At 65.7% G+C, this 24,512-nt stretch carries 24 protein-coding genes and 1 riboswitch; of the genes, 10 read left to right on the top strand and 14 right to left on the bottom strand.

Annotated elements, in window-relative coordinates:
* Positions 1–162: 162 nt before the first annotated feature.
* The 3 genes from rpsI to BLW02_RS14115 all read right to left on the bottom strand — a co-directional run bounded on the left by rpsI (position 163) and on the right by BLW02_RS14115 (position 3,122).
* Positions 163–555, bottom strand: a complete 393-nt coding sequence (gene rpsI, locus BLW02_RS14125; protein ID WP_026437699.1) for a 30S ribosomal protein S9 — start codon at positions 553–555, stop codon at positions 163–165.
* Positions 556–566: 11 nt separating this feature from the next.
* On the bottom strand, positions 567–998 hold the full coding sequence (gene rplM, locus BLW02_RS14120) for a 50S ribosomal protein L13 (protein ID WP_056414298.1): 432 nt from the start codon (positions 996–998) through the stop codon (positions 567–569).
* Positions 999–1,178: 180 nt separating this feature from the next.
* A complete protein-coding gene (locus tag BLW02_RS14115; protein ID WP_092699630.1) occupies positions 1,179–3,122 on the bottom strand; it encodes a serine/threonine protein kinase in 1,944 nt (647 codons plus the stop codon).
* Between the two features lie 382 nt (positions 3,123–3,504).
* Between BLW02_RS14115 and BLW02_RS14110 the strand changes: the two genes are divergently transcribed.
* Positions 3,505–4,392: a 23S rRNA (adenine(2030)-N(6))-methyltransferase RlmJ gene (locus BLW02_RS14110; RefSeq protein ID WP_092699566.1), complete on the top strand. Its 888-nt coding sequence runs from the start codon at positions 3,505–3,507 to the stop codon at positions 4,390–4,392.
* A 65-nt stretch (positions 4,393–4,457) separates the two neighbouring features.
* On the opposite strand, the gene BLW02_RS14105 is transcribed toward BLW02_RS14110, so the two are convergent.
* From BLW02_RS14105 to BLW02_RS14080, 6 genes are all read right to left on the bottom strand, one after another.
* Positions 4,458–5,132, bottom strand: a complete 675-nt coding sequence (locus tag BLW02_RS14105) for a septal ring lytic transglycosylase RlpA family protein (RefSeq protein WP_244273705.1) — start codon at positions 5,130–5,132, stop codon at positions 4,458–4,460.
* A 71-nt stretch (positions 5,133–5,203) separates the two neighbouring features.
* Complete coding sequence (gene metF / locus BLW02_RS14100; protein WP_092699564.1) at positions 5,204–6,055, bottom strand: methylenetetrahydrofolate reductase [NAD(P)H]; 852 nt, start codon at positions 6,053–6,055, stop codon at positions 5,204–5,206.
* Entirely contained in the window at positions 6,052–7,050 is a 999-nt protein-coding gene (locus tag BLW02_RS14095) for a TlyA family RNA methyltransferase (RefSeq protein ID WP_092699626.1), read from the bottom strand. The genes metF and BLW02_RS14095 overlap by 4 nt, the downstream gene beginning before the upstream one ends.
* Before the next feature lie 179 nt (positions 7,051–7,229).
* Positions 7,230–8,666 (bottom strand): adenosylhomocysteinase, encoded by a 1,437-nt coding sequence (ahcY, locus tag BLW02_RS14090; protein WP_092699562.1) that lies wholly within the window; start codon positions 8,664–8,666, stop codon positions 7,230–7,232.
* Between the two features lie 67 nt (positions 8,667–8,733).
* A riboswitch (S-adenosyl-L-homocysteine riboswitch) is annotated at positions 8,734–8,812 on the bottom strand.
* A 102-nt stretch (positions 8,813–8,914) separates the two neighbouring features.
* Complete coding sequence (locus BLW02_RS14085; protein WP_092699560.1) at positions 8,915–9,760, bottom strand: class I SAM-dependent methyltransferase; 846 nt, start codon at positions 9,758–9,760, stop codon at positions 8,915–8,917.
* Between the two features lie 115 nt (positions 9,761–9,875).
* Positions 9,876–10,238, bottom strand: coding sequence for a group I truncated hemoglobin (locus tag BLW02_RS14080; RefSeq protein WP_092699624.1), 363 nt, complete (start codon positions 10,236–10,238; stop codon positions 9,876–9,878).
* A gap of 182 nt (positions 10,239–10,420) precedes the next feature.
* Here BLW02_RS14080 and BLW02_RS14075 point away from each other — a divergent pair, with 182 nt between their 5' ends.
* From BLW02_RS14075 to BLW02_RS14060, 4 genes are all read left to right on the top strand, one after another.
* The gene (locus BLW02_RS14075) at positions 10,421–11,995 is read left to right on the top strand and encodes a winged helix-turn-helix domain-containing tetratricopeptide repeat protein (protein WP_159433790.1); all 1,575 of its coding nucleotides are present in this window, start codon (positions 10,421–10,423) and stop codon (positions 11,993–11,995) included.
* A 285-nt stretch (positions 11,996–12,280) separates the two neighbouring features.
* Entirely contained in the window at positions 12,281–13,915 is a 1,635-nt protein-coding gene (locus tag BLW02_RS14070) for a peptide chain release factor 3 (RefSeq protein ID WP_092699556.1), read from the top strand.
* Between the two features lie 23 nt (positions 13,916–13,938).
* Positions 13,939–14,769, top strand: a complete 831-nt coding sequence (locus BLW02_RS14065) for an HAD-IIB family hydrolase (protein WP_092699554.1) — start codon at positions 13,939–13,941, stop codon at positions 14,767–14,769.
* A gap of 58 nt (positions 14,770–14,827) precedes the next feature.
* Complete coding sequence (locus BLW02_RS14060; RefSeq protein WP_092699552.1) at positions 14,828–15,109, top strand: hypothetical protein; 282 nt, start codon at positions 14,828–14,830, stop codon at positions 15,107–15,109.
* 79 nt (positions 15,110–15,188) lie between these two features.
* On the opposite strand, the gene BLW02_RS14055 is transcribed toward BLW02_RS14060, so the two are convergent.
* The 4 genes from BLW02_RS14055 to BLW02_RS14040 form a co-directional block, all read right to left on the bottom strand.
* Positions 15,189–16,154 (bottom strand): tripartite tricarboxylate transporter substrate binding protein, encoded by a 966-nt coding sequence (locus tag BLW02_RS14055; RefSeq protein ID WP_092699550.1) that lies wholly within the window; start codon positions 16,152–16,154, stop codon positions 15,189–15,191.
* Positions 16,155–16,253: 99 nt separating this feature from the next.
* Positions 16,254–17,171, bottom strand: a complete 918-nt coding sequence (gene ppk2, locus BLW02_RS14050; RefSeq protein ID WP_092699622.1) for a polyphosphate kinase 2 — start codon at positions 17,169–17,171, stop codon at positions 16,254–16,256.
* Positions 17,172–17,274: 103 nt separating this feature from the next.
* On the bottom strand, positions 17,275–17,544 hold the full coding sequence (locus BLW02_RS14045) for a cytochrome C oxidase subunit IV family protein (RefSeq protein WP_092699620.1): 270 nt from the start codon (positions 17,542–17,544) through the stop codon (positions 17,275–17,277).
* Between the two features lie 11 nt (positions 17,545–17,555).
* Positions 17,556–18,215 (bottom strand): cytochrome c oxidase subunit 3 family protein, encoded by a 660-nt coding sequence (locus tag BLW02_RS14040; protein ID WP_244273703.1) that lies wholly within the window; start codon positions 18,213–18,215, stop codon positions 17,556–17,558.
* Positions 18,216–18,420: 205 nt separating this feature from the next.
* Here BLW02_RS14040 and BLW02_RS14035 point away from each other — a divergent pair, with 205 nt between their 5' ends.
* Genes BLW02_RS14035 through BLW02_RS14015 form a run of 5 tightly spaced genes read left to right on the top strand, consistent with a single transcriptional unit; the run spans position 18,421 to position 24,035 of the window.
* Positions 18,421–18,846 (top strand): c-type cytochrome, encoded by a 426-nt coding sequence (locus BLW02_RS14035; RefSeq protein ID WP_092699546.1) that lies wholly within the window; start codon positions 18,421–18,423, stop codon positions 18,844–18,846.
* A gap of 41 nt (positions 18,847–18,887) precedes the next feature.
* Positions 18,888–20,321 carry a cbb3-type cytochrome c oxidase subunit I gene (locus tag BLW02_RS14030; RefSeq protein ID WP_092699544.1) on the top strand — a complete coding sequence of 478 codons (1,434 nt, stop codon included), beginning with the start codon at positions 18,888–18,890 and terminating at the stop codon, positions 20,319–20,321.
* 3 nt (positions 20,322–20,324) lie between these two features.
* Positions 20,325–21,185 (top strand): CbbQ/NirQ/NorQ/GpvN family protein, encoded by an 861-nt coding sequence (locus BLW02_RS14025; protein ID WP_092699542.1) that lies wholly within the window; start codon positions 20,325–20,327, stop codon positions 21,183–21,185.
* Positions 21,175–22,206, top strand: coding sequence for a 4Fe-4S binding protein (locus tag BLW02_RS14020; RefSeq protein ID WP_092699540.1), 1,032 nt, complete (start codon positions 21,175–21,177; stop codon positions 22,204–22,206). The genes BLW02_RS14025 and BLW02_RS14020 overlap by 11 nt, the downstream gene beginning before the upstream one ends.
* Positions 22,206–24,035 (top strand): nitric oxide reductase activation protein NorD, encoded by a 1,830-nt coding sequence (locus tag BLW02_RS14015; RefSeq protein ID WP_092699538.1) that lies wholly within the window; start codon positions 22,206–22,208, stop codon positions 24,033–24,035. The genes BLW02_RS14020 and BLW02_RS14015 overlap by 1 nt, the downstream gene beginning before the upstream one ends.
* A gap of 21 nt (positions 24,036–24,056) precedes the next feature.
* Here BLW02_RS14015 and BLW02_RS20235 read toward each other — a convergent pair whose 3' ends face one another.
* A complete protein-coding gene (locus BLW02_RS20235) occupies positions 24,057–24,383 on the bottom strand; it encodes a hypothetical protein (RefSeq protein WP_092699536.1) in 327 nt (108 codons plus the stop codon).
* Positions 24,384–24,512 lie beyond the last annotated feature (129 nt).

Here is a 24,512-nt window from a genome sequence, read left to right as displayed (position 1 = left end):
GATCTGACTTGAATGCTACTGCAATCCAGTCGGGAATTCAGGCCACCGGCGTTTGACGCCAATTTCAGTGGGGGCATTGTGGCTGGCAACAAAAAACCGCCCGAAGGCGGCTTCTTGTTGCGACCCACCACCGCAAGGATGGCAGGCAGGCAGTACCAGCGCTTAACGCTTGGAGAACTGCTTGGCGCGGCGTGCAGAGTGCAGACCGACCTTTTTGCGTTCCACTTCGCGGGCGTCGCGCGTCACGAAGCCGGCTTGGCTCAGGACGGGCTTGAGCGTCGCGTCGTAGTCGATCAGGGCGCGGGTGATGCCGTGGCGGGCAGCGCCGGCCTGGCCGGATTCGCCACCACCGTGCACGTTGATCATCACGTCGAAGGTTTCGACATGGTTGGTCAGCGCCAGGGGTTGCTTGGCAATCATGATCGAGGTTTCGCGGCCGAAGTAGGACTGGATGTCCTTGCCGTTCACCGTGATCTTGCCGGAGCCTTTTTTCAGAAACACGCGGGCGACGCTGGATTTGCGACGGCCGGTGCCATTGTTCCATTCACCAATCATCTCAAGGCTCCTTAGATTTCCAGCGCTTTGGGCTGCTGGGCGGTGTGGGGATGCTCGGCACCACCGTACACCTTGAGTTTCTTGATCATCGCGTAGCCAAGGGGACCCTTGGGCAGCATGCCCTTGACAGCCTTTTCCAGCGCGCGGCCGGGGTGCTTGGCTTGCATGTCGCGGAAGTTCGTGGCCGTGATACCGCCGGGATAACCCGAGTGGCGGTAGTACACCTTGTCCAGGGACTTGGTGCCGGTGACCTTGAGCTGGGCGGCATTGATGATGACGATGAAGTCACCGGTGTCGACGTGAGGCGTGTAAATGGCCTTGTGTTTGCCGCGCAAACGGAGAGCAACTTCGCTGGCTACTCGTCCGAGGACCTTGTCGGTCGCGTCAATCACAAACCACTCGTGCACGACCTCAGCGGGCTTGGCGCTGAAAGTAGTAGTCATGAGTTTTCTCTTGGAAAGAGGGTTTGGCGGGTCCTTTTCCACGGTCGGTGCTTCTCTGAAGGAAGCCTCTTAGGTGGGATGAAGTCTTCGCCGCGGGACCACTCAAGCGCTGCGAAGCCCGCCATTATACAAAGCAGCTCCCATTTCATGCAAGGACGGCCGCGAGAACGCGCTGCAGCGTCAGTTTGGCATCTGCCGGCGCTGCTCCTCGGCCTCCTGCCTCCGGTGAACATCCACACACACCGGATGCGTGGCCAGTCCCGGTTTTTTGCATTCATTGAAAATGCACAGGGGGCGGGCCAGCATGCCGGCATCGGCACAAGCTTCCTCAGGCCCCATGGTGCGCACCACCGGAGCCCTGGGCCTGGGTGCCACGACCGGCTCGGGCGCAGATACCTCTTGCACCGCCACCGCGGTGGCGGAAGAAGACCCCGGCAGGGTGCGGCGCTGCGCCGGCAGGCGCACGGCGGGGTGGGCAACGGCGGCCTCCGCGGCGGCGGGCGCTACGGGCACTCCGCCCGGACCACCCGCAACCGCAACAGCACTCTGATCGCCCTCCCCCGCCAGGGGAGTATCGCCAGTGGGATTCGCCGGCACCGCCAGCTGCAATGCGGCGGGTACAGCCAGTGGATCCTTGAGCTCCGTGAGCATGTCGCCGGCCGGCCTCTGGGAGGTGGATTGCCCCTGCGTCCACCACGACGCTCCGGCTGCGGCGCCCAGGGTCAGAAGGATGCCCGCCAGCCACACCGACGGCGACGGCCACCGGGACCGGGGGCCCGCGGCGGCACGCCCCGTCCGTTGCGCTCCGATACCTGGCGCCTTTCGCGTGCGTTTTTGCTTTTGCTCGGAGCGCTCCGCCCGCGAAGGCTGTTCTGCCGGTGCCGTCCCCATGCTGGGTGGATCCCCGAAAACCGAGTCCCCTACATCCATGAAAACCGTGTCAGCCATGCCTGCCGCCACCGTATCCAGTCCCGCAGCAGCAGGGTGGTCCCGCACGCCCAAGCCAGCGGGAGGCAGTTCAGGCCGCTCCGAACGGTAGGTCAAATCCTCCAGATCGGCCATTTTCTTGGACGCAGAGACAGCGCTCACAATGGGCGCGGTCACTCCGGTGCCTGGCCGATCTGCGGATTCGGCCCAGATACCCCCCAGTTCGGCCCGGAAGTCGAAGTGCTCGACGCCCTCGGGCGGTGACGTCATCCCCATGGTTTGCAGGAATGCGTCGATGCTCTGGGGCCTGTCCTCGGGGCGCAGGGCCAGGGCCTGGGCGATGGCGGCCACGAATGGCGCCGAATACTGCACGCCAAACTGGCGCTGGACGGTCTTGGCCACGCGCGAGAACGGCACCATGCGGTCCCGGATCGAGCGCAGCGTGGCGGGCAGCGGGGTGTCGTTGCACAGGCAGCCATGCACCACGGCAGCCAGCGAATACAGGTCGCTCCAGGGGCCCTGGCGCAACTCGTCATCGCCCTCGGAATACTGCTCGATGGGCGCGTAGTTCACCTTGAGCACGGCCGTGTGCTTGTGCCCCTGGTCATTGATGGCATGGCGCGCGGCGCCCAGGTCGAGCAGCACCGGCGGCCCGTTGTCCTGCAGGAAGATGTTGTCGGGCGAGATGTCGCGGTGCAGTGTGTGGCCCTCGTGCAGCACACGCAGCGCCCCCAGCACCGACCACAGCATCTTGCGCAGCCAGGCCTCGGGCGGGGGCGTGCGCATCTGCGCCCGCGCCTGCTTGAGGGTCATGCCGGTGTACAGCGGCATGACCATGTAGGCGGTGTTGTTGGCCTCCCAGAAACGGAAAACCTTGACCAGGGAAGGATGGTCAAACTGCGCCAGCAGGCGGGCCTCGCCCATGAAAGACGCCAGTCCGGCCTGGAACGCCTGCTGCTCGGATGACGACCGCACCCACAGCGATTGCCCCTGTGAACGGCCCGCCAACGCCGAAGGCATGTACTCCTTGATGGCCACGGCGCGGTGCAGCGAATGGTCGAATGCCTTGTAGACCATGCCAAACCCGCCCACCCCGAGCAGTTGCAGTATTTCAAACTCGGCCAGGCGCGTGCCCGGTGTCAGCGCGTCCACATGGTTCACACGGCTGGCAGGGGTGGGGCTGGGGTTTTCGATCATCATGGGTGGGGGTAATGCGGGAACGCGTCCGGGGCGGCAACGGGATGGATTCGCGGCGCCTCGACCGTCACGGCGCCCATCATGCTGCATGCACCGTCGCTTCCGGAAACAAAAGGCATCCTGTCTGCCAAAAACATCACCAATGGCACGAACGCCGCCGATTGTGCCGTTTTTGCCAGTGCGCCAGCAGCGCGCCGGTCCCGCCCAGCCATCACACCTACCGGACGATCAGGGAAATAGATGACATTCCTTGCCAACAGAATGGCAATAGCTATTATTTATATAGCATTCAATACGCAATCCAGGCCCGCACTGTGCATCCGATGCACGCTGCGCAGCAACGCACATCGGCCACCAGGAGCCGAATCGTTACCATTGCGCCATGTTCAGTTATCGCCACGCCTTCCATGCAGGCAACCACGCCGATGTGCTCAAGCACACCGTCCTGATTGCCGCCCTGCAACACCTCACCGAAAAAGACGCGGCCCTCACAGTGCTCGACACCCATGCGGGTGCCGGCCTGTACCGGCTCGATGGCGACTACGCCAGCACCAGCGGCGAGGCGGGGGATGGCATCCTGCGCCTCACCGCACCCGGCGTTGCCGCCCTCACACCCGCGCTGCAGGCTTATGTGGACATGGTGAAAGCCTTCAACCAGGGCGCCACCACCAAGGTGTACCCCGGTTCGCCCTTCATCATCCAGCGGCTGCTGCGCGAGCACGACAAGCTCAAGCTGTTTGAGCTGCACCCCACCGATCTGCGCGCGCTGGCCGGCAACGTGGCCCAGCTGGAGGCCGGTCGGCAGGTGGCCGTGCTGCACGAAGACGGCTTCGAGGGCATCAAGAAATTTTTGCCTCCACCGGCCCGCCGCGCTTTGGTGTTGTGCGATCCCAGCTATGAAATGAAGAGCGACTATGCCAAGGTGCTGGACATGGCGGCCGATTCGCTCAAGCGCTTTGCCACCGGCACCTATGCCGTCTGGTACCCCATCATTCCGCGCCCCGAAGCGCACGACCTGCCGCGCCGCCTGAAAACCCTGGCCACCAAGGCGGGCAAGGGCTGGCTGCATGCCACGCTGACCGTGAAGTCCAGCAAGCTCACCGGGAAGGCGGATGGCGAAATCAAGCGCCCGGGCCTGCCTGCCAGCGGCATGTTCCTGATCAATCCCCCCTTCACCCTGAAGGCCGCCCTGAAGACCGCCCTGCCCCAGATGGTGGAATTGCTGGCCCAGGACCAGCACGCCACCCACACGCTCGAATCGGGCGGCTGAAAGAGGCGGGCATCCTCAGCCCTGGCGGGGCGGCGATGGGCCGCTTCCTGGCTCTGCGGCCAGGCTCAAGGGGCCGATCCCGAAAGCGACGGAGAACAGTCGCTCTCGCCGTCCTCCAGCAGCCACAGTTCCACGGGCTTGATGCCCAACCCCAGCATGCCCAGCTCCTGGGCGGCGGCCTGGCTCACATCGATCACGCGGTTCCCGGAGAAAGGGCCGCGGTCATTGATGCGCACCACCACGACGCGGCCCGTGAGCTGGCTGCGCACACACACCCGGGTGCCGAATGGCAGGGTGCGGTGTGCGGCAGTGAAGTCGCGGCGATTGAAGATCTCGCCACTGGCCGTGCGCCGGCCGTGAAAGCGCGGTCCGTACCAGGATGCCAGGCCCTGCTGGTCGCTTTCGCGCACGGGCTCGTCCGCGCTGCCCTGCGGCCCCGCGCTGTCGGCTCCGCGCCGGGCGGCTTCGTTGCGTACCGGCTCCGGCACTGGCTTCGCCCGTGGCGACGATTCGGCCGGCTTGCCGGCCGCCGGCGCGCAAAACCGTGACCGGGGCGCGCCACGCTGCTGCGCCAGCTCGCAGGCATTGCGGGGCTCGGTCGGTATCCCGGCAGCCGCTTCGGGGAGCCCCGGGTCCGCCACCGGCATGGGCGCACAGGCCACCAGCACCCATGAAAGCGCTGCCAGCCCCAGTGACTGGCACCAGCGCATGCGCTTCACGCTCTTGTCAGTCCGCTGCATCCATCACCACTTCCTGAAAAACGAAAGAACCCACCGCGCGGCAGTCATCACGCCCGGCCCCGCCCCCCCCATTACAAACCGAGGCGCCGGCACAGTTCCAGCGTTGTTGCACTCTGATTCATGGTGTAGAAGTGCAGGCCCGGCACGCCGCGCTGACGCAACTGCTCGCACAGCGAGGCCACCACATCCAGGCCAAACGCCCGGATCGACGCCGTATCGTCACCAAAACCCTGCAGCCGCAGGCGGATCCAGCGCGGAATCTCGGCACCGCAGGCATCCGAAAAGCGCATGAGTTGCGAAGACCCCATGATGGGCATGATGCCGGGCACCACCGGCACATCCAGCCCCAGGCGGCGCACATCGTTCACAAAGCGCTCGTACGCATCGGCATTGAAGAAATACTGGGTGATGGCAGAGTCGGCGCCGGCGTGCACCTTGGCCGCGAAGGCCTGGAGGTCGGCCTCGGGCGACTTGGCCTGCGGATGCACCTCGGGGTAGGCGGCTACCTCGATGTGGAAATCACGCCCGGTCTCGGCCCGGATGAAGGCCACCAGGTCGCTGGCGTAGTGGAACTCGCCGCCCATGCCGTAGCCGCTGGGCAGGTCGCCGCGCAAGGCCACCAGCCGCCGCACACCCATGGACTTGAGCGTGGCGAGCTGCTCGCGCACCGACTGGCGCGTGGCCCCCACGCACGAGAAGTGCGAGGCCGCGCTCACGCCCTCGGCCAGGATCTCCTGCACGGTGCCGAAGGTGCCCTCTTGCGTGGAGCCACCAGCGCCATAGGTCACCGAGCAGAACTCGGGCTTGCTGGCATACAGCTGCTGGCGCACGGTGCGCAGCTTTTCGGCGCCCTCGGGCGTCTTGGGTGGAAAGAATTCGAAGCTCACCGGCAGACCGGTGGCTGGTGCGTTGGCCGCGGTCATGCGCCCCTCCTCGCAAAAACAAAAAACTCATGGTTGCCGTCGCCGCCGCTGATGGGGCTGTCCAGCCACGCCTGCACCACCAGGCCCAGCTCGGCACAGCAGTCACGGATGCGTTGCTCCACCACGGCATACAGCGCTGCATCGCGCACGATGCCGCCCTTGCCCACCTGGCCGGGCTGCAGCTCGAACTGCGGCTTGACCAGCATCAGCAGGCTGCCGCCCGGCGCCAGCAGCGGCACCAGCGCGGGCAGCACCAGCGTGAGCGAGATGAACGACAGATCGCCCGTCACCACATCGAACACCGGCGTGATGTCGGTATCGGCGCATTCGGGCCGGCGGCGGCGCTCCACCGGCAGCGTGCCCTCTTCGCGGGCCTTGGCGCGGGCGGCGCGCTCGGACTTGAAGGCTTCGATGTCCTGGTCCTTGGCATCGTTGCTGTCGTCGTAGGCCTCGTCCACCTGCCCGCCATTGCGCATCCAGCTGTAGGGCGCCTCGGGCTGGGTCTCGTTGTCCTCTTCGGCCTCGATCACTTCCGACAGGGCCAGCTCACAGGCATCCTGCAAGGTCTGCGCCGTCAGCGAGCGCGCATTCAGGCCCTCGACGCAGACCACGCGCAGATCAGCGCGCAGCCGCTCGTGCAGCTGGCCGTGGCCCACGTCCACGCCAATCACCTGGGCCGCGCCCTGCTGCAGCAGGCAGTCGGTAAAGCCGCCCGTGCTCTGCCCCACATCCAGGCAGCGCAGCCCCGCCACCGACAGGCCGGTGGCCCGCAGCGCCCCTTCGAGCTTGAGGCCGCCACGCGAGATGTACTTGGCCTCGGCATCGTCGAGCAGCCGCGCCTCGGCCACGGACGGGATTTCGTCACCGTTCTTGGCCACCTTCTGCCAGGGCGCCAGCGGCGACAGGCGCCACTCCACGCCCGCGGCAATCAGCCGCTGCGCCTGCGAGCGCGTGGCCGCATGGCCACGTTCCACCAAAAACACATCTGCGCGCATCGCGCCCATCCTTTTTGAGTCAAGTCAGCTGGTAGCGTTAGTGAATCAAGCGCCAGCAGCTCATATAAAGATAGCATCATTGATGCCGCGCCACCCGCCAGCGCCACCGCGGAACCGGCTTTGCCGGGCCGCTGGTGGCGTCCCCCTCAGCAGGAAGGCGCACAGCGCCCCAAGGGGAATCAGTACCTGTAGGTGTCGGGCTTGTAGGGGCCCTGCTTGGGCACGCCGATGTAGGCGGCCTGCTCGTCGCTCAGCTCGGTCAGCATGGCGCCCACCTTCTTGAGGTGCAGGCGCGCCACCTTCTCGTCGAGGTGCTTGGGCAGCACATAGACCTTGCCCACGTCGTAGCCCTCGGGGTGGGTGAACAGCTCGATCTGCGCGATGGTCTGGTTGGCGAACGAGTTCGACATCACGAAGCTCGGGTGGCCCGTGCCGCAGCCCAGGTTCACCAGACGGCCCTTGGCCAGCAGGATGATGCGCTTGCCGTCAGCGAAGATCACATGGTCCACCTGGGGCTTGATCTCTTCCCACTGGCAATGCTCTTCGAGCTTGGCGACCTGGATCTCGTTGTCGAAGTGGCCGATGTTGCAGACGATGGCCTGGTCCTTCATGGCCTTCATGTGCTCGAAGGTGATCACGTCGCGGTTGCCGGTGGTGGTGACGAAGATGTCGGCCAGTGGCGCGGCCCACTCCATGGTCACGACCTTGAAGCCTTCCATGGCGGCCTGCAGGGCGTTGATGGGGTCGATCTCGGTCACCCACACCTGGGCGCTCAGAGCGCGCAGCGCCTGGGCCGAGCCCTTGCCCACGTCGCCGTAGCCGGCCACCACGGCCACCTTGCCGGCGATCATCACGTCGGTGGCGCGCTTGATGCCGTCCACCAGCGATTCGCGGCAGCCGTAGAGGTTGTCGAACTTCGATTTGGTCACCGAATCGTTCACGTTGATGGCGCGGAACAGCAGCGTGCCCTTGGCCGACATTTCCTTGAGGCGGTGCACGCCGGTGGTGGTTTCTTCGGTCACGCCGAGGATCTGGGCGCTCTTGCGGCTGTACCAGGTGCTGTCCTCGGCCAGCTTGGCCTTGATGGCGGCGTACAGGATGCGCTCTTCCTCGCTACCGGGGTTGGCCAGCACGGAGGCGTCCTTCTCTGCCTTCTTGCCCAGGTGCATCAGCAGCGTGGCGTCGCCGCCATCGTCCAGGATCATGTTGGGGCCTTCGCCCTCCGTGCCCTTGGCACCGAAGTCGAAGATGCGGTGGGTGTAGTCCCAGTAATCCACCAGGGTTTCGCCCTTGATGGCGAACACCGGCGTGCCGGTGGCGGCAATCGCGGCGGCAGCGTGGTCCTGGGTGGAGAAGATGTTGCACGAGGCCCAGCGCACATCGGCGCCCAGGGCTTTCAGGGTTTCGATCAGCACGGCCGTCTGGATGGTCATGTGCAGCGAGCCGGTGATGCGCGCGCCCTTGAGCGGCTGCCTGGCGGCGAATTCCTCGCGGATGGCCATCAGGCCGGGCATTTCGGTCTCGGCGATGCGGATTTCCTTGCGGCCCCAGTCGGCCAGGCCGATGTCGGCAATGGCGCTGTCGGCCAGGGTGGGTGCGTTGACGCGTGCGTTCATGGTTTGCTCCAAAGCATGTTTGAAAAAACCACTCGCCGGGGGAAGGGAAAAAGCTCACCACGCGGAAAGTGGATGAGCGTCGTTGCGAAATTGACTCCGAGCCTCACGCCCCGCCAATGCTGGGGACGCTGCAACGCTCCTCGGATGAGGTCAAGATTATACGGATGCGCGCACCCGGCGCCCCGCCATCCCGGCCACATGGCTCGGCATGCGCGGGGTCAACCGATGCAAGCGCCGGCAGCGCTCCTTCATTTCTCGCCATAAACCACGAGTGCGCTGGCGTCGATCCGGACATTGCCATCCGGGAATTTTTGCTCGATGGCCCGATACACCTCGTCCCGAATCTTCTCTCCCGTGGCTTCATCGGCCTGGCCCAGTGCGGCGACCACCGGTGCGGCCACCTCGGTCATGGCCTGCCAGTACACATCGGCCGTCTGGCAGTCGAGCCGTCCCGCCACCTCCCTGACCGACACATTTTTCAGCCCGGCCTGCGCCAACAGCGCCTCGCCCCAGCCCGGCTGGGCGCAGCGGAACATGCCCGGCGCGCCCGGCGCCGGTGCAGGCAAGGCCATGTTCCGGTGGATCGCGCCCATGATGGCCGTCACCCAGAAATTTTTCTCCGCGACATTCCAGACCGCAGTGGCCAGGCGCCCACCGGGTTTCAGGACACGCGCCATCTCCCGGGCCGCCAAGTCCATGTCGGGGAAAAACATGAAGCCAAAGCGGCAGCTGACGGCATCGAAGCTCTGGTCGGCAAAAGGCAGCGCGCACACATCGCACACGCGGGTCTCCACATTGGTCAGCCCGCGGCGCTGCGCATTCTCCCCGGCGATCTCCAGCATGTTCGCCGCCAGGTCGGTGAGGACCACCCGCCCCTGCGGAATGCGCGCCGCAATCGTCAATCCGGGCTCTCCCGTGCCGCCGGCGACATCGAGCACCACGTCCTGGCCCTTCGGGTCCAGCAAACGGATGATTTCGTCGCCCATCGGGCGCAGGAAGTCCATGAACAGCTCATCCCATTTCTTCCAGCCCGCGGAGAACCGGTTCCAGGACGCTTTCTGCTGTTCGCGAATGCTTTCTAGTTGCGAGTCCATTTGAGGTACCTCCATAGATGGTGTGCAACCCTCCCCGCCCCTGCGGCGCGACCGCGCCGGCAGGAGACCCGGTCATTCCAATGGCCAATCCTTGGTGAATGACTGAAGAATGGGATCAGACGCGGATGATGTGACCCTTGAGTGCGTAGAGGATGCCGATGACCTCGTTCTTCGTGGCATCGTCCAGCTGGTGCTTGCCCATGGCGCCAACAATGTCGTCCATGACCGCCAGATACTCCTGTTCACTGATGTTCATCCCCTTGTGCACCGTGAGCATGTCCCTGCCGGTGTAAGGCTGCGGCCCGCCAGCACCCGCACAGAAGAACTCGGTCGCCATCTTCTTGGTGTGCTCCAGGTCCTCGGCGTTCTCGAAACGGGTTTTGACGAGGGGGTTGCTCAGGTGGGCGGCAATGACATCGTCCACCAGGCGGGCGATGCCCGCCGATTCGCCCAGCCGTTGGTAAAGCGTGGTAGCCATGGTGATCTCCTTTCGGTCAAGCAACTTCTGAATACGTTGCGCGGTCTGCCCGAGCCACGAAGGAAAAGCTTACGCACAACCGCGCCAGATTCCTTGGCGCCTCCATGGGGAAGGCATGGAGATTGCCTGAAGATGGTGGGGCGCCCTATGATTCCGGTTCTGCTTCAGTGAAGGAGTCGCCGGTGCTGCTGACTTTCAGGGACTGTGAGCTCGATACCCGCCTGTTCACCTTGCGCTGCCAGGGGCAGCCACGCCAGGTCGAGCCGCAGGTGTTCGACCTGCTGGCCTACCTGCTGCTGCACCGCCACCGCATCGTGTCCCGGCAGGAACTGCTGGATGCGCTGTGGGCCGGCAAGGTGGTGAGCGAGTCGGCCCTGAGCAGTTGCATCAAGGCGGCACGCCAGGCCATCGGCGACAGTGGCACGGCGCAAGCTTGCATTGCCACCATTCAACGCCGCGGCTACCGCTTCGTGGCAACGGCCACGGAACACGAACCGCCCACCCTCCTGTGCCAGAGCGCGCCCGGCGCAGGCCCGGATCTGCCTCTCGACAAAGCCCGCGACGCACATCCGCACCGCGCGTCCATCGCCGTCATGCCCTTCGCCGACCTTTCGCCCGTGGCCGGTGGGCGCGGGGGCACAGCCGACGCACTGGCCCACGACGTCATCACCCGGCTGGCCCAGCTGCGCAGCCTGTTCGTCATCGCTCAAGGCACCGTGTTCGCACTGCATGAACGCGACATCGGCCCGCAGGAGGCCGCGCGCCTTCTCGATGTCGACTATGTGGTGAGCGGCACCGTGCGCCGCCACGCACAGCGTCTGGTGGTGACGGCCGAACTGGTGGAGGTCCGCACCGCGCACGTCGTCTGGGCCGACATCTTCGACCGCCCCCTGGACGACGCTTTTTCCGTCCTCGACGACATTGGCAGCCAGATCGTCGCCATCGCCGCCAGCGAGATCGAGCTGGCCGAGCGCAACCGCGCCCTGCTGCGCCCGCCCAACACCCTCGATGCCTGGGAGGCCCACCACCGCGGCCTGTGGCATATGTACCGATTCAACCAGGCAGACAACGAGCGCGCCCGCCAATTCTTTGCCATGGCGGTGCACCTCGACCCCACTTTCGCGCGTGCCTACGCCGGGCTGTCGTTCACGCACTTCCAGAATGCCTTCCAGGGCTGGTCCGAGCGCGCAGCCGCTTGCGACCTGGCCATGGCCACTGCCCGCCAAAGCCTGGACGCCGACGACCGCAACCCAGCGGCCCACTGGGCCATGGGCCGGGCGCTGTGGCTGCGCGCCCAGCAGGACTCGGCCGTGGTCGAGCTGGAGCAGGCCATCCACCTGAGTCCCAGCTTCGCGCTGGGTCATTACACGCTGGCGTTTGTCCAATCCCAGGCGGGCGACCCCCAGGCCGCCATCGCAGCGTCCGACCACTCGCGCCTGCTCAGCCCCTTCGACCCGCTGCTTTTCGGCATGCTGGGAGCCCGCGCCATGGCGCTGGTGCGCCTGGGCCGGTTCGACGAGGCGGCGGACTGGGCCGTCAAGGCCGCCGCCCGTCCCAACGCCCACGCGCACATCCGCGCCATCGCGGCCTACAGCCTGGCATTGGCGGGTGCGCTCGACCTGGCACGCACCTATGCGACAGAAATACGCCAGGCCCGACCGAACTACCAGGCCGACGACTTTTTCGCGGCGTTCCGCTTCGACCCCCAGGGCGCAGCCCTGTTTCGCCAGGGGGCCGCCCGCATCGGCATGGCATGACGCCGTCCGCCAAGGGCATGTCCTGGGCGGACAAGGCATTGCACCAGGCCCGGCGCACGGCGACGCCCAGGGCCTTGAGGCAAGTACGGCGTCACACCCCGATGCCAGCGGGGCCACGGAGCAGAAAACCGTCAAGGTGCCCACCATGAAGACCGAGGAAAAGGCCATCGAGGTGCCCAGGGTCGAGATCACCCCGGCCAGCCGGATTGGCAGCAGCGCGGGATAATCGCGGGTTGACCCACCCTTTTGACTTGGCCGCCGCCCCTGGGCGCGGCCCCCGCCTGCATGTCCGCACCCTTTCTTGCCGAAACCCGGCGCCGCCGCACCTTTGCCATCATTTCCCACCCAGACGCCGGTAAAACGACGCTGACGGAAAAGCTGCTGCTGTTCTCCGGCGCGATCCAGATCGCCGGCGCTGTCAAGGGGCGCAAGGCCAGCCGCCATGCCACGTCGGACTGGATGGAGATCGAAAAGCAGCGCGGCATCTCGGTGGCCAGCTCGGTCATGCAGATGCTGTACCGCGACCACGTCATCAACCTGCTCGACACGCCCGGCCACAAGGACTTCTCGGAAGACACCTACCGCGTGCTCACCGCCGTGGACTCGGCCCTGATGGTGATCGACGCCGCCAACGGCGTGGAAGCGCAGACGCGCCGCCTGATCGAGGTCTGCCGCCAGCGCGACACGCCCATCATCACCTTCGTCAACAAGATGGACCGCGAGGTGCGCGACCCGCTGGACATCCTGGACGAGGTCGAGCGCGAGCTGGGCATGCCCTGCAGCCCCATCACCTGGCCGGTGGGCCAGGGCAAGAGTTTTGGCGGCATCATCAATCTGCGCACGCAAAGCATGACGGTGTTCACCCCCGGCAGCGACCGGGGTCCGAAAGACTTTGAAGTGATTCCGCTGGCCGACGCCGACCGGCTGCGCCAGCGCTTCGGCCAGACCTTCGACGATGCCCTGGAGAGCATGGAACTGGCCGTCGGCGCCTCGGCCGCCTGGAACCACGACGAATTTCTGGCCGGCAAGCTCACGCCCGTGTTCTTCGGCTCCGGGGTGAACAACTTCGGTGTGATGGAGGTGCTGGACGCCGTGGTGGACATGTCCCCCCCGCCCGGCCCGCGCACCAGCACGCTGCAGGTCAACAAGCAAGCGGTTGTCAAAGTCATCCAGCCCGAAGACGAAGGCTTTGCCGGCGTGGTTTTCAAGGTGCAGGCCAACATGGATGCCAACCACCGCGACCGCATCGCCTTTGTGCGCGTGGCCTCGGGCAAGTACACCCCGGGCATGAAGCTCAAGGTGCAGCGCACCGCCAAGGAACTGCGCCCGACCAGCGTGGTGACCTTCATGAGCCAGCGCCGCGAAGCGGTGGAAGAGGCCTACGCGGGCGACATCATCGGCTTCACCACGCACGGCGGCGTGCAGCTGGGTGACACCATCACCGACGGCGCCAACCTGCAGTTCACGGGCCTGCCGTTCTTCGCGCCCGAGCTGTTCATGACCGTCATCCTGAAGAACCCGCTGCGCACCAAGCAGCTGCAGCAAGGCCTGGCACAGCTGGGCGAGGAAGGCGCCATCCAGGTCTTCCGGCCCGACGTGGGCGGACCCATGCTGCTGGGCGCCGTGGGCCAGCTGCAGTTCGAAGTGGTGCAGCACCGCCTGAAGGCCGAATACGACGCCGACGTGCGCCTGGAAGGCTGCCAGTACACCGGTGCGCGCTGGATCACCGCCGACAGCCCGGCCGACCTGCGCGCCTTCACCGACGCCTATCCCATGCGCCTGTCGCACGATGCGGCCAACGCACTGGCCTACCTGTGCACCTCGCCGTATGACGTCCGGCTGGCGCAGGAGCGGTTTCCGAAAATCCACTTCCATCCGCTGCGCGAGCACGCAGGCCTGGCGCTGGACAGCAACCACTGACAGCGGCGGCCATGACGGCACGGATGCGCGCCCTGATCGAATGGCCGGTGCCGGCGCCTGGGCGACTGCTGGGCGTGTTCACCGACATCGACGACACCCTGACCACCGACGGCGCGATTACGCCCGATGCGCTGCAGGCCCTGGCGGCGCTCCAGGCCGGCGGCCTGCATGTGATCCCCATCACCGGCCGGCCCGTGGGCTGGAGCGAGCCGTTTGCCGCCACCTGGCCCGTGGACGCCATCGTGGCGGAGAACGGCGCCGTGGCGTTGCGGCGCGTGGCAAACCTTTTGAATCGATGCGTGCCCTCAACCGATCAGGACAGGTGCAAGCAGCTATCAAAAACATACCAGCAGGACCCGGCCACGCGGGTGGCCAACTACGCGCGCATGCAGCAGGTTCTGGCGCGGATCGAGCGCGAGGTGCCCGGTGCCCGCCGCGCCATGGACTCGCCGGGCCGCGAGACCGACATCGCCATCGATCACAGCGAATTCACCCATCTGCCGCCGGACGCCATCGCGCACGCGCTGCGCATCATGCGCAGCGCGGGCATGAACGCCACGGTGAGCAGCATCCACATCAACGGCTGGTTTGGCGCGCACAACAAGCTCGAAGGCGCGCGCTGGATCGTGCGCGAACTGTTCGGGCGCGACCTGGATGCCGAGATCGACCGCTGGGTGTATGTGGGCGACTCCACCAACGACCAGCTCATGTTCGAGCACTTTCCGCACAGCGTGGGCGTGGCCAACATTGCGCGCTTTGTGCCGCAACTGGCGCATCTGCCGCGTTATGTGACACAGCGCGAGCGTGGCGCAGGTTTTGCGGAGGTCGCGCGCGCGGTGCTGGCGGCACGTTGATGCCCATCCGGCAAGGCCAGCGGTGCCCTGGCACACTCAAGCTGCGCTAGAGTTAGGCATGGACTTGATCAACACCCTTCGACACTGGCAGGCCATCGACCGTACCAGGGCACGCCTGCCCAGCGAGAATCTCATGGTCGCCGGCCTTGGGCTGGCCCTGATCGCCGTATCCCTGCGCTCGGAACGCCGCGGCACGGCCGCGCTGCAGGCCGCCGCCGGCGGCGCGCTGATCTTGCGGGCCGCCCGTGGCAGCAACTACCTGACGCGCGATCCGGACCCGCGCATCAGCGGGGCCTGGGATGCCCACCTGGAAGACGCCCGGGAACTGGGCCTGGATTGAGCGGCCGGACAAAGACTGGCTGTCTTGTCAGGCCACTGCACCCGCAGCATCTGCGGAAATAGCTATCAAATAAGCAGCATTACTGCACCTTCGCCAGGCCCAGCTTCTCCACCAGCGCCTTCTCGCGCGCAAAAGTGTCCTGCGCGAACTTCTGGTATGCCGCCGTGCCCATGTAGATGGGCACCATGTCATAGCGCGCCAGCGCCGTGCGGTAGTTCTCTTGCTCCATGGCCTGCTTGAACGCGTCGTGCAGGCGCTTGACCACGGGCGCTGGCGTGCCCTTGGGCGCGCCGATGCCGAAGGGCGAGTTCTGCACGATGTCCAGGCCCAGTTCCTTGAGGGTGGGCGCATCAGGAAACTTGGCCAGACGTTCGGCGCCCCAGGTGTTGAGCACGCGCAGCTTGCCCGCTTCGACCTGCGGGGCAAAGCCCGTGGAGTCGGCCGCCGCCATGATGTTGCCGCCCAGAATGGACTGCATCAGGTCGGCACTGCCCTTGTAGGGCACATGCAGCAGTTCGATACCGAGCTTTTGCGCGATCAGTTCGGTCGTCAGGTGCGGGCTGGTCATGGTGCCGGTCGAGCCATAGCTGAGCTTGCCCGGATTGGCCTTGGCCCAGGCCACGAAGTGCGTCCAGGTCTTCAGCGGTGAATCGGCCGGCACCACGATGCCGAACGCATAGCCGGTGACGTTGAGCACGTAGCTGATGTCCTTGACCGGGTCCCAGTTGATCTTGGTGGTGTAGGGCAGGCGAAACACACCCAGGGGAATCTGGGCGATGGTGTAGCCGTCAGCGGCCACCCCTTGCAAGGCTTGCGCCGGCAGCGTGCCTCCGGCACCGGGCTTGTTTTCCACGATCACGGGCTGGCCCAGGATGCGGCCGGCGTTTTCAGCCAGCACGCGCATGGTGATGTCTGTGGGACCGCCTGCGGGGAAGGCGATCACGAGCTTGATCGGCTTGGCCGGAAAGTTCTGGGCGCTGGCGGTGCCCAGGGAGGCGGCGGCCATGGCGGCTGCGCCCCATTGGATGATGTGTCGGCGTTGCATCTGGCGATCCTCAAGAGACGGAAAACCCCATTGGAGCGCAATTGCCGCGCCGCGGCACTAAGGAAAGCACTGAGCGGCTGTCGCCAAGGCGGCAGCCGCTCAGTACCGCTGGGGCACGTACATCTCGGCGGGCACCGGCAGGCGCAGGTACTCGGGGTTGCGCTCCCGCGCAGGCAGCTCCACCGGGGCGTGCGGCACCTCGTGGTACGGCAGCTGGTCCAGCAGGTGCGCAATGCAGTTCAGGCGCGCCTTTTTCTTGTCCACCGCCTGCACCACCCACCAGGGCGCCTCGGGGATGTGGGTGCGCTCCAGCATGGTTTCCTTGGCCTTGGTGTAGGCCTCCCAGCGCACGCGGCTTTCCAGGTCCATGGGGCTCAGTTTCCACTGCTTGAGCGGGTCGTGGATGCGACCCAGAAAGCGCAGGTGCTGCTCGTCGTCGGTGATGGAGAACCAGTACTTGATGAGCGTGATGCCCGAGCGCACGAGCATCTTCTCGAACTCGGGCACGGTGCGGAAGAACTCTTCGTATTCGTCGTCGGTGCAAAAGCCCATCACGCGCTCGACGCCCGCGCGGTTGTACCAGCTGCGGTCGAACAGCACCATCTCGCCCGCAGCGGGCAGGTGCGCCACATAGCGCTGGAAGTACCACTGCGTGCGTTCACGGTCGTTGGGCGCGGGCAGCGCGGCCACGCGCACCACACGCGGGTTAAGGCGCTGGGTGATGCGTTTGATGACACCGCCCTTGCCGGCGGCATCGCGCCCCTCGAACAGGATCACCACTTTCTTGCGCGTGTGCTGCACCCAGTCCTGGAGCTTGACCAGCTCGCCCTGCAGGCGAAACAGCTCCTTGAAATAGGCCTGGCGCTCCCCCCGGTCGGCGACATGGCGGCCTTCGAGTTCGTCGAGGCTGCGGTCTTCCAGTTCCAGCTCGATCTCTTCGTCGTAGCTGTCCACCAGGTCGCTCGCGATGCGCCGCATCAGGTCGTCGTGGTCGTTCAGTGCACTGGGCAGCGTCATGGGAATGGGGTCCTGGAAAGAACAGGCCATGCTGCCCAAGCCCCATGACATCCCCATGTCAATGGCATCACGCCGTTCGTGGCCACCCCGCGCCACCGCGCCTTTATGGCAAGCCGATCCAGTACGCCAGCACGATCAGCGCCAGCACCAGCGCCAGCCAGCCCGCCACCAGCCAGCGCCACAAGGCGGGCGCATGCCGCAGTTCGAGGAAATCCAGGCACACCAGCAAACCCTTGGCGAACGCCAGGGAAAACATGGCCAGCACAGGCCCCATGGAGCCATGGCCGGTCAGGCCCGCCTCGCCAATCCAGTAGGTGGCGGCGGTGATGGCCAGCAAGATCATCCAGACCCGGGTAAGAGAAAGAGTACGCATCTTCAAGGTCCTCAACGCATCACATAAACCAGCGGAAACAGCACGATCCACAGCAGATCGACCATGTGCCAGAACGCAGCACCCGTTTCCAGGGCGTGGCAATCATGGCTGCCGTAGCGCCCGCGCCGCGTTTTCACCCACAGATAGCCCAGCGCCAGCATGCCCACCACCACATGCAGAAAGTGGAAGCCGGTCAAGAGGAGGTAGAACATGTAGAAAGTATTGGTTGACAGGTCCACACCAGAGGCCAGTTTCTGCGCGTATTCGCCCAGCTTGACCACCATGAAGCCGCCGCCGCAGACCAGAGCCCCCAGCAGCCAGCGCGCGCCCACCGCCGAGGCATCGCGCCGCACTGCGGCCACCGCGCTGGCCACGCACCAGCTGCCCGAGATCAGCAGCACGGTGTTGAGCGCACCGGCGTTCAGGTTCAGCGTGGCTTGCGAGGTATTGAAAAGCGCCACCTCCCGTGTACGGGCAAAGGCAAAGGACACAAAGAGGATGGCAAAGGTCAGCAACTCCAACAGGATGACCAGCCAGACCCCCAGGTCACCACGGAGCCTGGGCGCGGCATCCTGAAAATGCGCACGGGTGCCAGCACCGCCGGCCGCACCCGACACCGGGCGCGCTGCCCGGCCTGCAGGTGGAAAAGTCGAGGAAATAGGGTCATGCATGAAACACATCCTGTCTGATGGTCCGCCGCCGTTCGCGGGGGGAGTTGCACGCAAGCAACTCCAGATTGACATTCTTTTCGCGTAATGCACTCAGAGTGCTACGGTCCAATGTAAGATTCATTTCGAATGAATCTTATTGATTCAAATCAATCATTCGGTCCGCCAAGTCATTACGATGCGGATTCATCACTGCATGAGGTACACCATGAGTCAAGGCTTCACGAGCCAGATGGCGCGCAACATTTTCTACGGGGGCACGGTTTTTTTCGTGCTCGTGTTTGCGAGTCTCATTTTCCACACCGAAACCAAGATCCCCGAGCGCTCCAAATCGGGCGAAATCACGGAGGCCGTTGTCCGCGGCAAGCATCTCTGGGAGACGCGCAACTGCATCGGCTGCCATACGCTGCTGGGCGAAGGGGCATATTTCGCGCCTGAGCTGGGTAACGTCTATGCACGTCGGGGCCCTGATTTCATCAAGGGCTGGATAAAGGCCATGCCCACGCACACGCCGGGGCGCCGGCAGATGCCGCAGTTCAACTTCACCGAAGCACAACTGGACGATCTGGTGGAGTTCCTGCGGTGGACCAATGGCATCGATGCCGAAAAGTGGCCACCGAATATCGAAGGGTAAGCATCTCAGTGCACTGAGATCTCACATTCAAGGACACAAAAATGCAACCCGCAACCCTTAAATACCAATCGCAGTCGGTCGCCAAGCTGTACTTCATCGCGGCGCTGGGACTGTTCACCGGCCAGATCCTGTTCGGTCTGACGCTCGGCCTGCAATACGTGATCGGCGACCTGATGTTCCCGGCCATTCCCTTCAACATCGCCCGCATGGTGCACACCAACCTGCTGATCGTGTGGCTGCTGTTCGGCTTCATGGGCGCCGCCTACTACATGGTGCCCGAAGAGAGTGAAACCGAACTCTGGAGCCCGCTCTTCGCCAAGATTCTGTTCTGGATCTTCCTGGCTGCCGGCGCTGCCACCATCCTGGGCTACCTGCTGGTGCCCTACGCCACGCTGGCACAGATGACCGGCAACGACCTGCTGGCCACCATGGGACGCGAATTCCTGGAGCAACCCCTGCCCACCAAGGTCGGCATCGTGGTCGTGGCGCTGGGCTTTTTGTTCAACATCAGCATGACCGTGCTCAAGGGCCGCAAGACCGCCATCACCCTGGTGCTGCTGCTCGGCCTGTGGGGCCTGGCGCTGATGTTCCTGTTCAGCTTCGTCAACCCCAGCAACCTGGTGCGCGACAAGATGTACTGGTGGTTCGTGGTGCACCTGTGGGTGGAAGGCACCTGGGAGCTGATCATGGCCTCTCTGCTGGCCTTCGTGCTCATCAAGACCACCGGGGTCGACCGTGAAGTGATCGACAAGTGGATGTACATGATCGTCGCCTTCGCGCTGATCTCGGGCATTCTGGGCACGGGCCACCACTTCTACTTCATCGGCCTGCCAGGCTACTGGCACTGGGTGGGTGGCGTGTTCTCCGCACTCGAACCCATTCCGTTCTTCATGATGACGCTGTTTGCCTTCAACATGGTGCAGCGCCGCCGCCGTGAACACCCCAACCAGGCTGCCGTGCTGTGGGCCGTGGGCACCGCCGTCATCGCCTTCCTGGGCGCAGGCGTCTGGGGCTTCATCCACACGCTCAGCTGGGTCAACTACTACACGCACGGCTCGCAAGTCACCGCGGCCCACGGCCACCTGGCTTTCTACGGCGCTTACGTGCTGGTGGTGCTGGCCCTCATCAGCTACTCCATGCCCATCCTGCGCGGCCGCGAAGCCAACCCCAAGCACGCACAGCGCGTTGAAATGTGGAGCTTCTGGATCATGAGCATCGGCATGGCCGTCATGGTGCTGGCCCTCAGCGGCGCAGGTATCCTGCAAGTCTGGCTGCAGCGCATGCCCGCTTCGGGCACGGCGATGTCCTTCATGGCCACGCAAGACCAGTTGGTGTTCTTCTACTGGACGCGTGTAGCAGGCGGCGTCATGTTCCTGATCGGTCTGCTGACCTACCTGTCGAGCTTCTTCATTGGCCCATCGGCTGACGAAGCAAGCAACTTCAGCGCCAGCGGCAGCCGTCTGCAACAGGCCTGAGCCATGCAATCCCACGCCCACGCAGCGGCCTCACAGACCCTTGGCAACAGCAACGCGCTGGGCGCGGCCCCTGTTGCGGGCGATGCACCGTTTTACGCAGCCCAGGGGAGCGAATGTGCACTCTTTGCACATTGCTTTGATCAGCAGCTGCCGCTGCTGATCAAAGGCCCCACGGGCTGCGGCAAGACCCGTTTTGTCGAACACATGGCGGCACGCCTGGCGCGCCCCCTGATCACTGTCTCGTGCCACGACGACCTGAGCGCGGCCGACCTCGTCGGTCGCCATCTGATCGGACAGGGCAACACCGTCTGGGCCGACGGGCCGCTCACCCGCGCCGTGCGCGAAGGCGCCATTTTGTACCTGGACGAAGTGGTGGAGGCCCGCAAGGACACCACCGTCGTGCTGCATCCGCTGGCCGACGACCGGCGCCTGCTGCCCATCGAGCGCACGGGCGAACTGCTCAAGGCGCCGCCCGAGTTCATGCTCGTCATCTCCTACAACCCGGGTTACCAGAATCTGCTCAAGGGCCTCAAGCCCAGCACACGCCAACGCTTCACCGCCCTGGCGCTGGACTACCCGGCCCCGGCGGTCGAGCGCGCCATCCTGGAGCGCGAAGGCCACGCCTCACCGGCACTGGCCGCGCGCCTGGTGCAACTCGCCCAGGCACTGCGCCGCCTCACCGACCACGACCTCGAAGAAACCGCCAGCACCCGCCTGCTGGTCATGGCGGCACGCCTGGTCGCTTCGGGCCTGCCGCTGCGCGAAGCCTGCCGTGCCGCCGTGGTCGAAGCGCTGACCGACGACACCGAGACCCTGCTCGCACTCAACGAAGTGGTGCGCGCCGTGGTGGGCGATGACAACTGACTGTTCCAGCTGTGCCAGTGCCTCCGGTTGCTCCACCGGAGCAGCCAGGGCCGGCAGCACGCAGGACGGCAGTGCATCCGCTGCGCAGCCCGCCACCCAGCAGCTGCAGCGCCGCCGGCGCTTGTTCCAGCTCTCCTTTTTTGCCATTTTCTTGCTGGCCCCCGCGCTGAACCTGCTGCGCTTTGACCTCACCGAGACCCAGTTGTGGGTGCTTGGTTTTCGCTGGTCACTGGGCATTGATGCGTTCCTGCGCGGCGAGGCCAGCGCCATGCAGACGGCATGGTCCATCACCTGGCGCGGCATCATTCCCGTGCTCACCCTGGTGGTCGGTTTTCTGGCCGTGGCCTACCACTTTGGCCGTCTCTATTGCGGCTGGCTGTGTCCGCATTTTTCGCTGGTCGAAACCCTCAACGATCTGCTGCACCGCGCCACCGGCAAGCTCAGCGTATGGGACAAATCCCCCACGCCGCGCCCCGGCCGCACCGCCGACAAGCGCTGGTGGCCGGTGTTCCTGGCGGCCTGCCTGGTCTTTGGCTTTGTCTGGGCCATCACGCTGCTCACCTATCTGCTGCCGCCCGCCATGGTCTGGGGCAACCTGGTGCACGGCACCCTCACCCCCAACCAGGCGCGCTTTCTGGCCGTGGGCACGCTGGTCTTCACCCTGGAGTTCACCCTCGCGCGGCACCTTTTTTGCCGCTATGGCTGTGCCGTGGGTCTGTTCCAGAGCGTCGCCTGGATGGCCAACCCCAAGGCGATGGTGGTGTCGTTCACGCGCAGCCGTGCACGCGAATGCAAGACCTGCGACGCGCCACGCGGCAGCGCCTGCGACAACGCCTGCCCCATGCGCCTGAACCCGCGCAACATCAAGCGCATGATGTTTGCCTGTGTGCAGTGCGGCCAGTGCCTGAGCGCCTGCGATACCACGCAGACCGACCAGGGCCGCACCCCTAGCCTCGAATGGAAGGTGGGCCTGGACGCCGTGCGCGAAACCCTGCGCCAGCGGCGCGAGGAGCAGCGCTGATGGAAGAATGGATTGGCCAGTGGTGGCACCGCGCCGTCACCCGCGCCGCGGAACCTGATCGTACCCATGCGCAGGTCACCCTGGAAGAAATGCGCCGCAGCATCGCGTTGCTCTACCGCGCCGGCGGCGGTGACGCCGCTGTGCGCGTGACCCCGGTGGCCGACAGCCGCCATGGCGGGCCGCGCGGCTGGCTGCAACGCCTGGCCGGCAGCGGCATCCGCGTGCCCCTGCCGGTGCTCGACTGGGAAACCCTGGCCCTGCCCGCCCAGGTGGCGGTGTTCGATCAGCGCGAACTCAACCGCGAACTCTACCTCTGGCTGGCCGCGCTGGCCGCCGTGTTTGAACCCACGGGCGACTGGATTGCCGACAACCGCGCCGCCACGGCACGGGCGCTGCAGCGCTTTGCCGGCCTGCGCAGCTCCCACGCGCGCCTGGCGCAAGCGCACCTCGCCCAGCGCCCCCCCCTGGCCCGCCTGCGCGCCGACGCAGCACCCTTCGAAGCGGCCGTGCAGGCAGCCCTGCGCGGCGATGACCACGGTCCGCTCTTCGTGGAGCCGCAGCAGGTCGCCCCGGTCTGGCTCTGGTTGACGGCCGGCCTGGGCAACGCCGCGGCGGGCACATCCAGCCACACCGGCGACGGCACGGGCGAGCGTCCCGACGGCGCGCCCGATGCCGAAAGCAAGTCGCGTCGCCGCTCGCGCCGCGTAGAACAGAAAGAGGCGCGCAACCCGCTGCTGGTGGCCGCCAAGACCGAGTCCATCACCACCTGGAGCGAGCTGATCCGCCTCGACCGTGGCACCGACGACGAAGTCGATCCCAACGCCACCGCAGCCGCCAACGACATGGACACCTTGTCGCTGGCGCGCGGCGAGCAGACCACGGCCTCGCGCATCAAGTTCGACCTGGACCTGCCCAGCGCCTCGGCCGACGACCTGCCCCTGGGCCCCGGCCGCAAGACCCCCGAATGGGACTGGCGCCGCAGCGTGCTGCAGCCCGAGCACTGCTCGGTGCAATGCTCGGTTGCACGGCCCGGCACGCCTTATGTGCCACCGCAGGCCCTGCGCGCCACGGCGCGGCGCGTGCGCCGGCGCCTGGAAGTGCTGCGCGCCGCACCACGCTGGCAGGGTGGCCAGACCACGGGCGACGAATTCGACATCGATGCCTGGGTGCGCTTTCAGACCGAATCACAAGGTGGCGTGCAGCACAGTGACTCGCCCCCGGTATACATCCGGCGCCAGCGCGCAGAACGCAGCCTGGCCACGCTGCTGCTGGCCGACCTGTCGCTCTCCACCGACGCCTACGCCACCGACCACGCCCGCGTGATCGACGTGATCCGCGACGCGCTGTACGTGTTTGGCGAAGCGCTCTCCGGCACGGGCGATGCCTTTGAAATGCTGGGCTTCAGCTCGGTGCGGCGCCAGCATGTGCGCATCCAGCACATCAAGGGCTTTGGCGAGCGCTGGAACGACACCGTGCGCTCCCGCGTGGGGGCACTCAAGCCCGGTTTCTATACCCGCATGGGCGCTGCGGTGCGCGACGCCACCCGCCGCCTGGGTGCGCGCCCCGAGCGCCAGCGGCTGCTGCTGGTGCTGACCGACGGCAAGCCCAACGATCTCGACATCTATGAAGGCCGCTATGGCCTGGAAGACACCCGCCATGCGGTGCAGGAAGCGCGCGATGCGGGCCTGATCCCGTTTTGCGTCACCATCGACCAGGAAGCCCACGAATACCTGCCCATGCTGTTCGGCAGCCAGGGCTATGCGCTGGTGCGGCGCCCCCAGGATCTGGTGCAGCGCCTCACGCAGGCCTGGGTGACGCTGGCGCGCTGAAGCCCTGCGCAGCGCGCTGGCTCATTTTTCGGCGCTCTGCACCCACACATCGGTATCGCACCCTGCCCCGGCGGCAATCCAGCGGCGGGCCAACGCGGCCATCAAGCGCAACGCCCAGGGATGCCTCCAGCCCATTACCGCCCCCGGATCGGCCACTACGCCGCACAGATAACGCTGTCCAGCGTCGCTCCAGCGCAGCGCGGCACAGGCCCCGGTTCGGCGGTGCGACACCCATATGCCCACCGGGCATGGCTCGGCCAGACAGCACAGGCCGCACCCGTTGCACGGTGCGCCTTCTGCGGGTTTGGGCGGTGCCTCGGGGTGCAACCAGACCACGGGAATAAGGATTTATCCGTAAATTAAGTAAACTCCAGACCTGAGACGACCTTCACTCGGTACAGGAAAGACAGATGGCCAAGGCCCATGCCCATTCGTGGGAGGTGACGGATGAATTCTGGGCCCGGGTAGAGCCCCTGG

Source organism: Acidovorax soli (genome assembly GCF_900107605.1).
Taxonomy (GTDB): Bacteria; Pseudomonadota; Gammaproteobacteria; order Burkholderiales; family Burkholderiaceae_C; genus Acidovorax; species Acidovorax soli.
The sequence above is the reverse complement of the archived record's forward strand: the minus strand, read 5'-3'. Positions and strand labels throughout refer to the sequence as shown.

Bases quoted from the DNA above. Each gene is read 5' to 3' on its own strand.
- rpsI (WP_026437699.1), bottom strand. From the start codon at position 555: ATGATTGGTGAATGGAACAATGGCACCGGCCGTCGCAAATCCAGCGTC.
- rplM (WP_056414298.1), bottom strand. From the start codon at position 998: ATGACTACTACTTTCAGCGCCAAGCCCGCTGAGGTCGTGCACGAGTGG.
- BLW02_RS14115 (WP_092699630.1), bottom strand. From the start codon at position 3,122: ATGATCGAAAACCCCAGCCCCACCCCTGCCAGCCGTGTGAACCATGTG.
- BLW02_RS14110 (WP_092699566.1), top strand. From the start codon at position 3,505: ATGTTCAGTTATCGCCACGCCTTCCATGCAGGCAACCACGCCGATGTG.
- BLW02_RS14105 (WP_244273705.1), bottom strand. From the start codon at position 5,132: ATGCAGCGGACTGACAAGAGCGTGAAGCGCATGCGCTGGTGCCAGTCA.
- metF (WP_092699564.1), bottom strand. From the start codon at position 6,055: ATGACCGCGGCCAACGCACCAGCCACCGGTCTGCCGGTGAGCTTCGAA.
- BLW02_RS14095 (WP_092699626.1), bottom strand. From the start codon at position 7,050: ATGCGCGCAGATGTGTTTTTGGTGGAACGTGGCCATGCGGCCACGCGC.
- ahcY (WP_092699562.1), bottom strand. From the start codon at position 8,666: ATGAACGCACGCGTCAACGCACCCACCCTGGCCGACAGCGCCATTGCC.
- BLW02_RS14085 (WP_092699560.1), bottom strand. From the start codon at position 9,760: ATGGACTCGCAACTAGAAAGCATTCGCGAACAGCAGAAAGCGTCCTGG.
- BLW02_RS14080 (WP_092699624.1), bottom strand. From the start codon at position 10,238: ATGGCTACCACGCTTTACCAACGGCTGGGCGAATCGGCGGGCATCGCC.
- BLW02_RS14070 (WP_092699556.1), top strand. From the start codon at position 12,281: ATGTCCGCACCCTTTCTTGCCGAAACCCGGCGCCGCCGCACCTTTGCC.
- BLW02_RS14065 (WP_092699554.1), top strand. From the start codon at position 13,939: ATGCGCGCCCTGATCGAATGGCCGGTGCCGGCGCCTGGGCGACTGCTG.
- BLW02_RS14060 (WP_092699552.1), top strand. From the start codon at position 14,828: ATGGACTTGATCAACACCCTTCGACACTGGCAGGCCATCGACCGTACC.
- BLW02_RS14055 (WP_092699550.1), bottom strand. From the start codon at position 16,154: ATGCAACGCCGACACATCATCCAATGGGGCGCAGCCGCCATGGCCGCC.
- ppk2 (WP_092699622.1), bottom strand. From the start codon at position 17,171: ATGACGCTGCCCAGTGCACTGAACGACCACGACGACCTGATGCGGCGC.
- BLW02_RS14045 (WP_092699620.1), bottom strand. From the start codon at position 17,544: ATGCGTACTCTTTCTCTTACCCGGGTCTGGATGATCTTGCTGGCCATC.
- BLW02_RS14040 (WP_244273703.1), bottom strand. From the start codon at position 18,215: ATGCATGACCCTATTTCCTCGACTTTTCCACCTGCAGGCCGGGCAGCG.
- BLW02_RS14035 (WP_092699546.1), top strand. From the start codon at position 18,421: ATGAGTCAAGGCTTCACGAGCCAGATGGCGCGCAACATTTTCTACGGG.
- BLW02_RS14030 (WP_092699544.1), top strand. From the start codon at position 18,888: ATGCAACCCGCAACCCTTAAATACCAATCGCAGTCGGTCGCCAAGCTG.
- BLW02_RS14025 (WP_092699542.1), top strand. From the start codon at position 20,325: ATGCAATCCCACGCCCACGCAGCGGCCTCACAGACCCTTGGCAACAGC.
- BLW02_RS14020 (WP_092699540.1), top strand. From the start codon at position 21,175: ATGACAACTGACTGTTCCAGCTGTGCCAGTGCCTCCGGTTGCTCCACC.
- BLW02_RS14015 (WP_092699538.1), top strand. From the start codon at position 22,206: ATGGAAGAATGGATTGGCCAGTGGTGGCACCGCGCCGTCACCCGCGCC.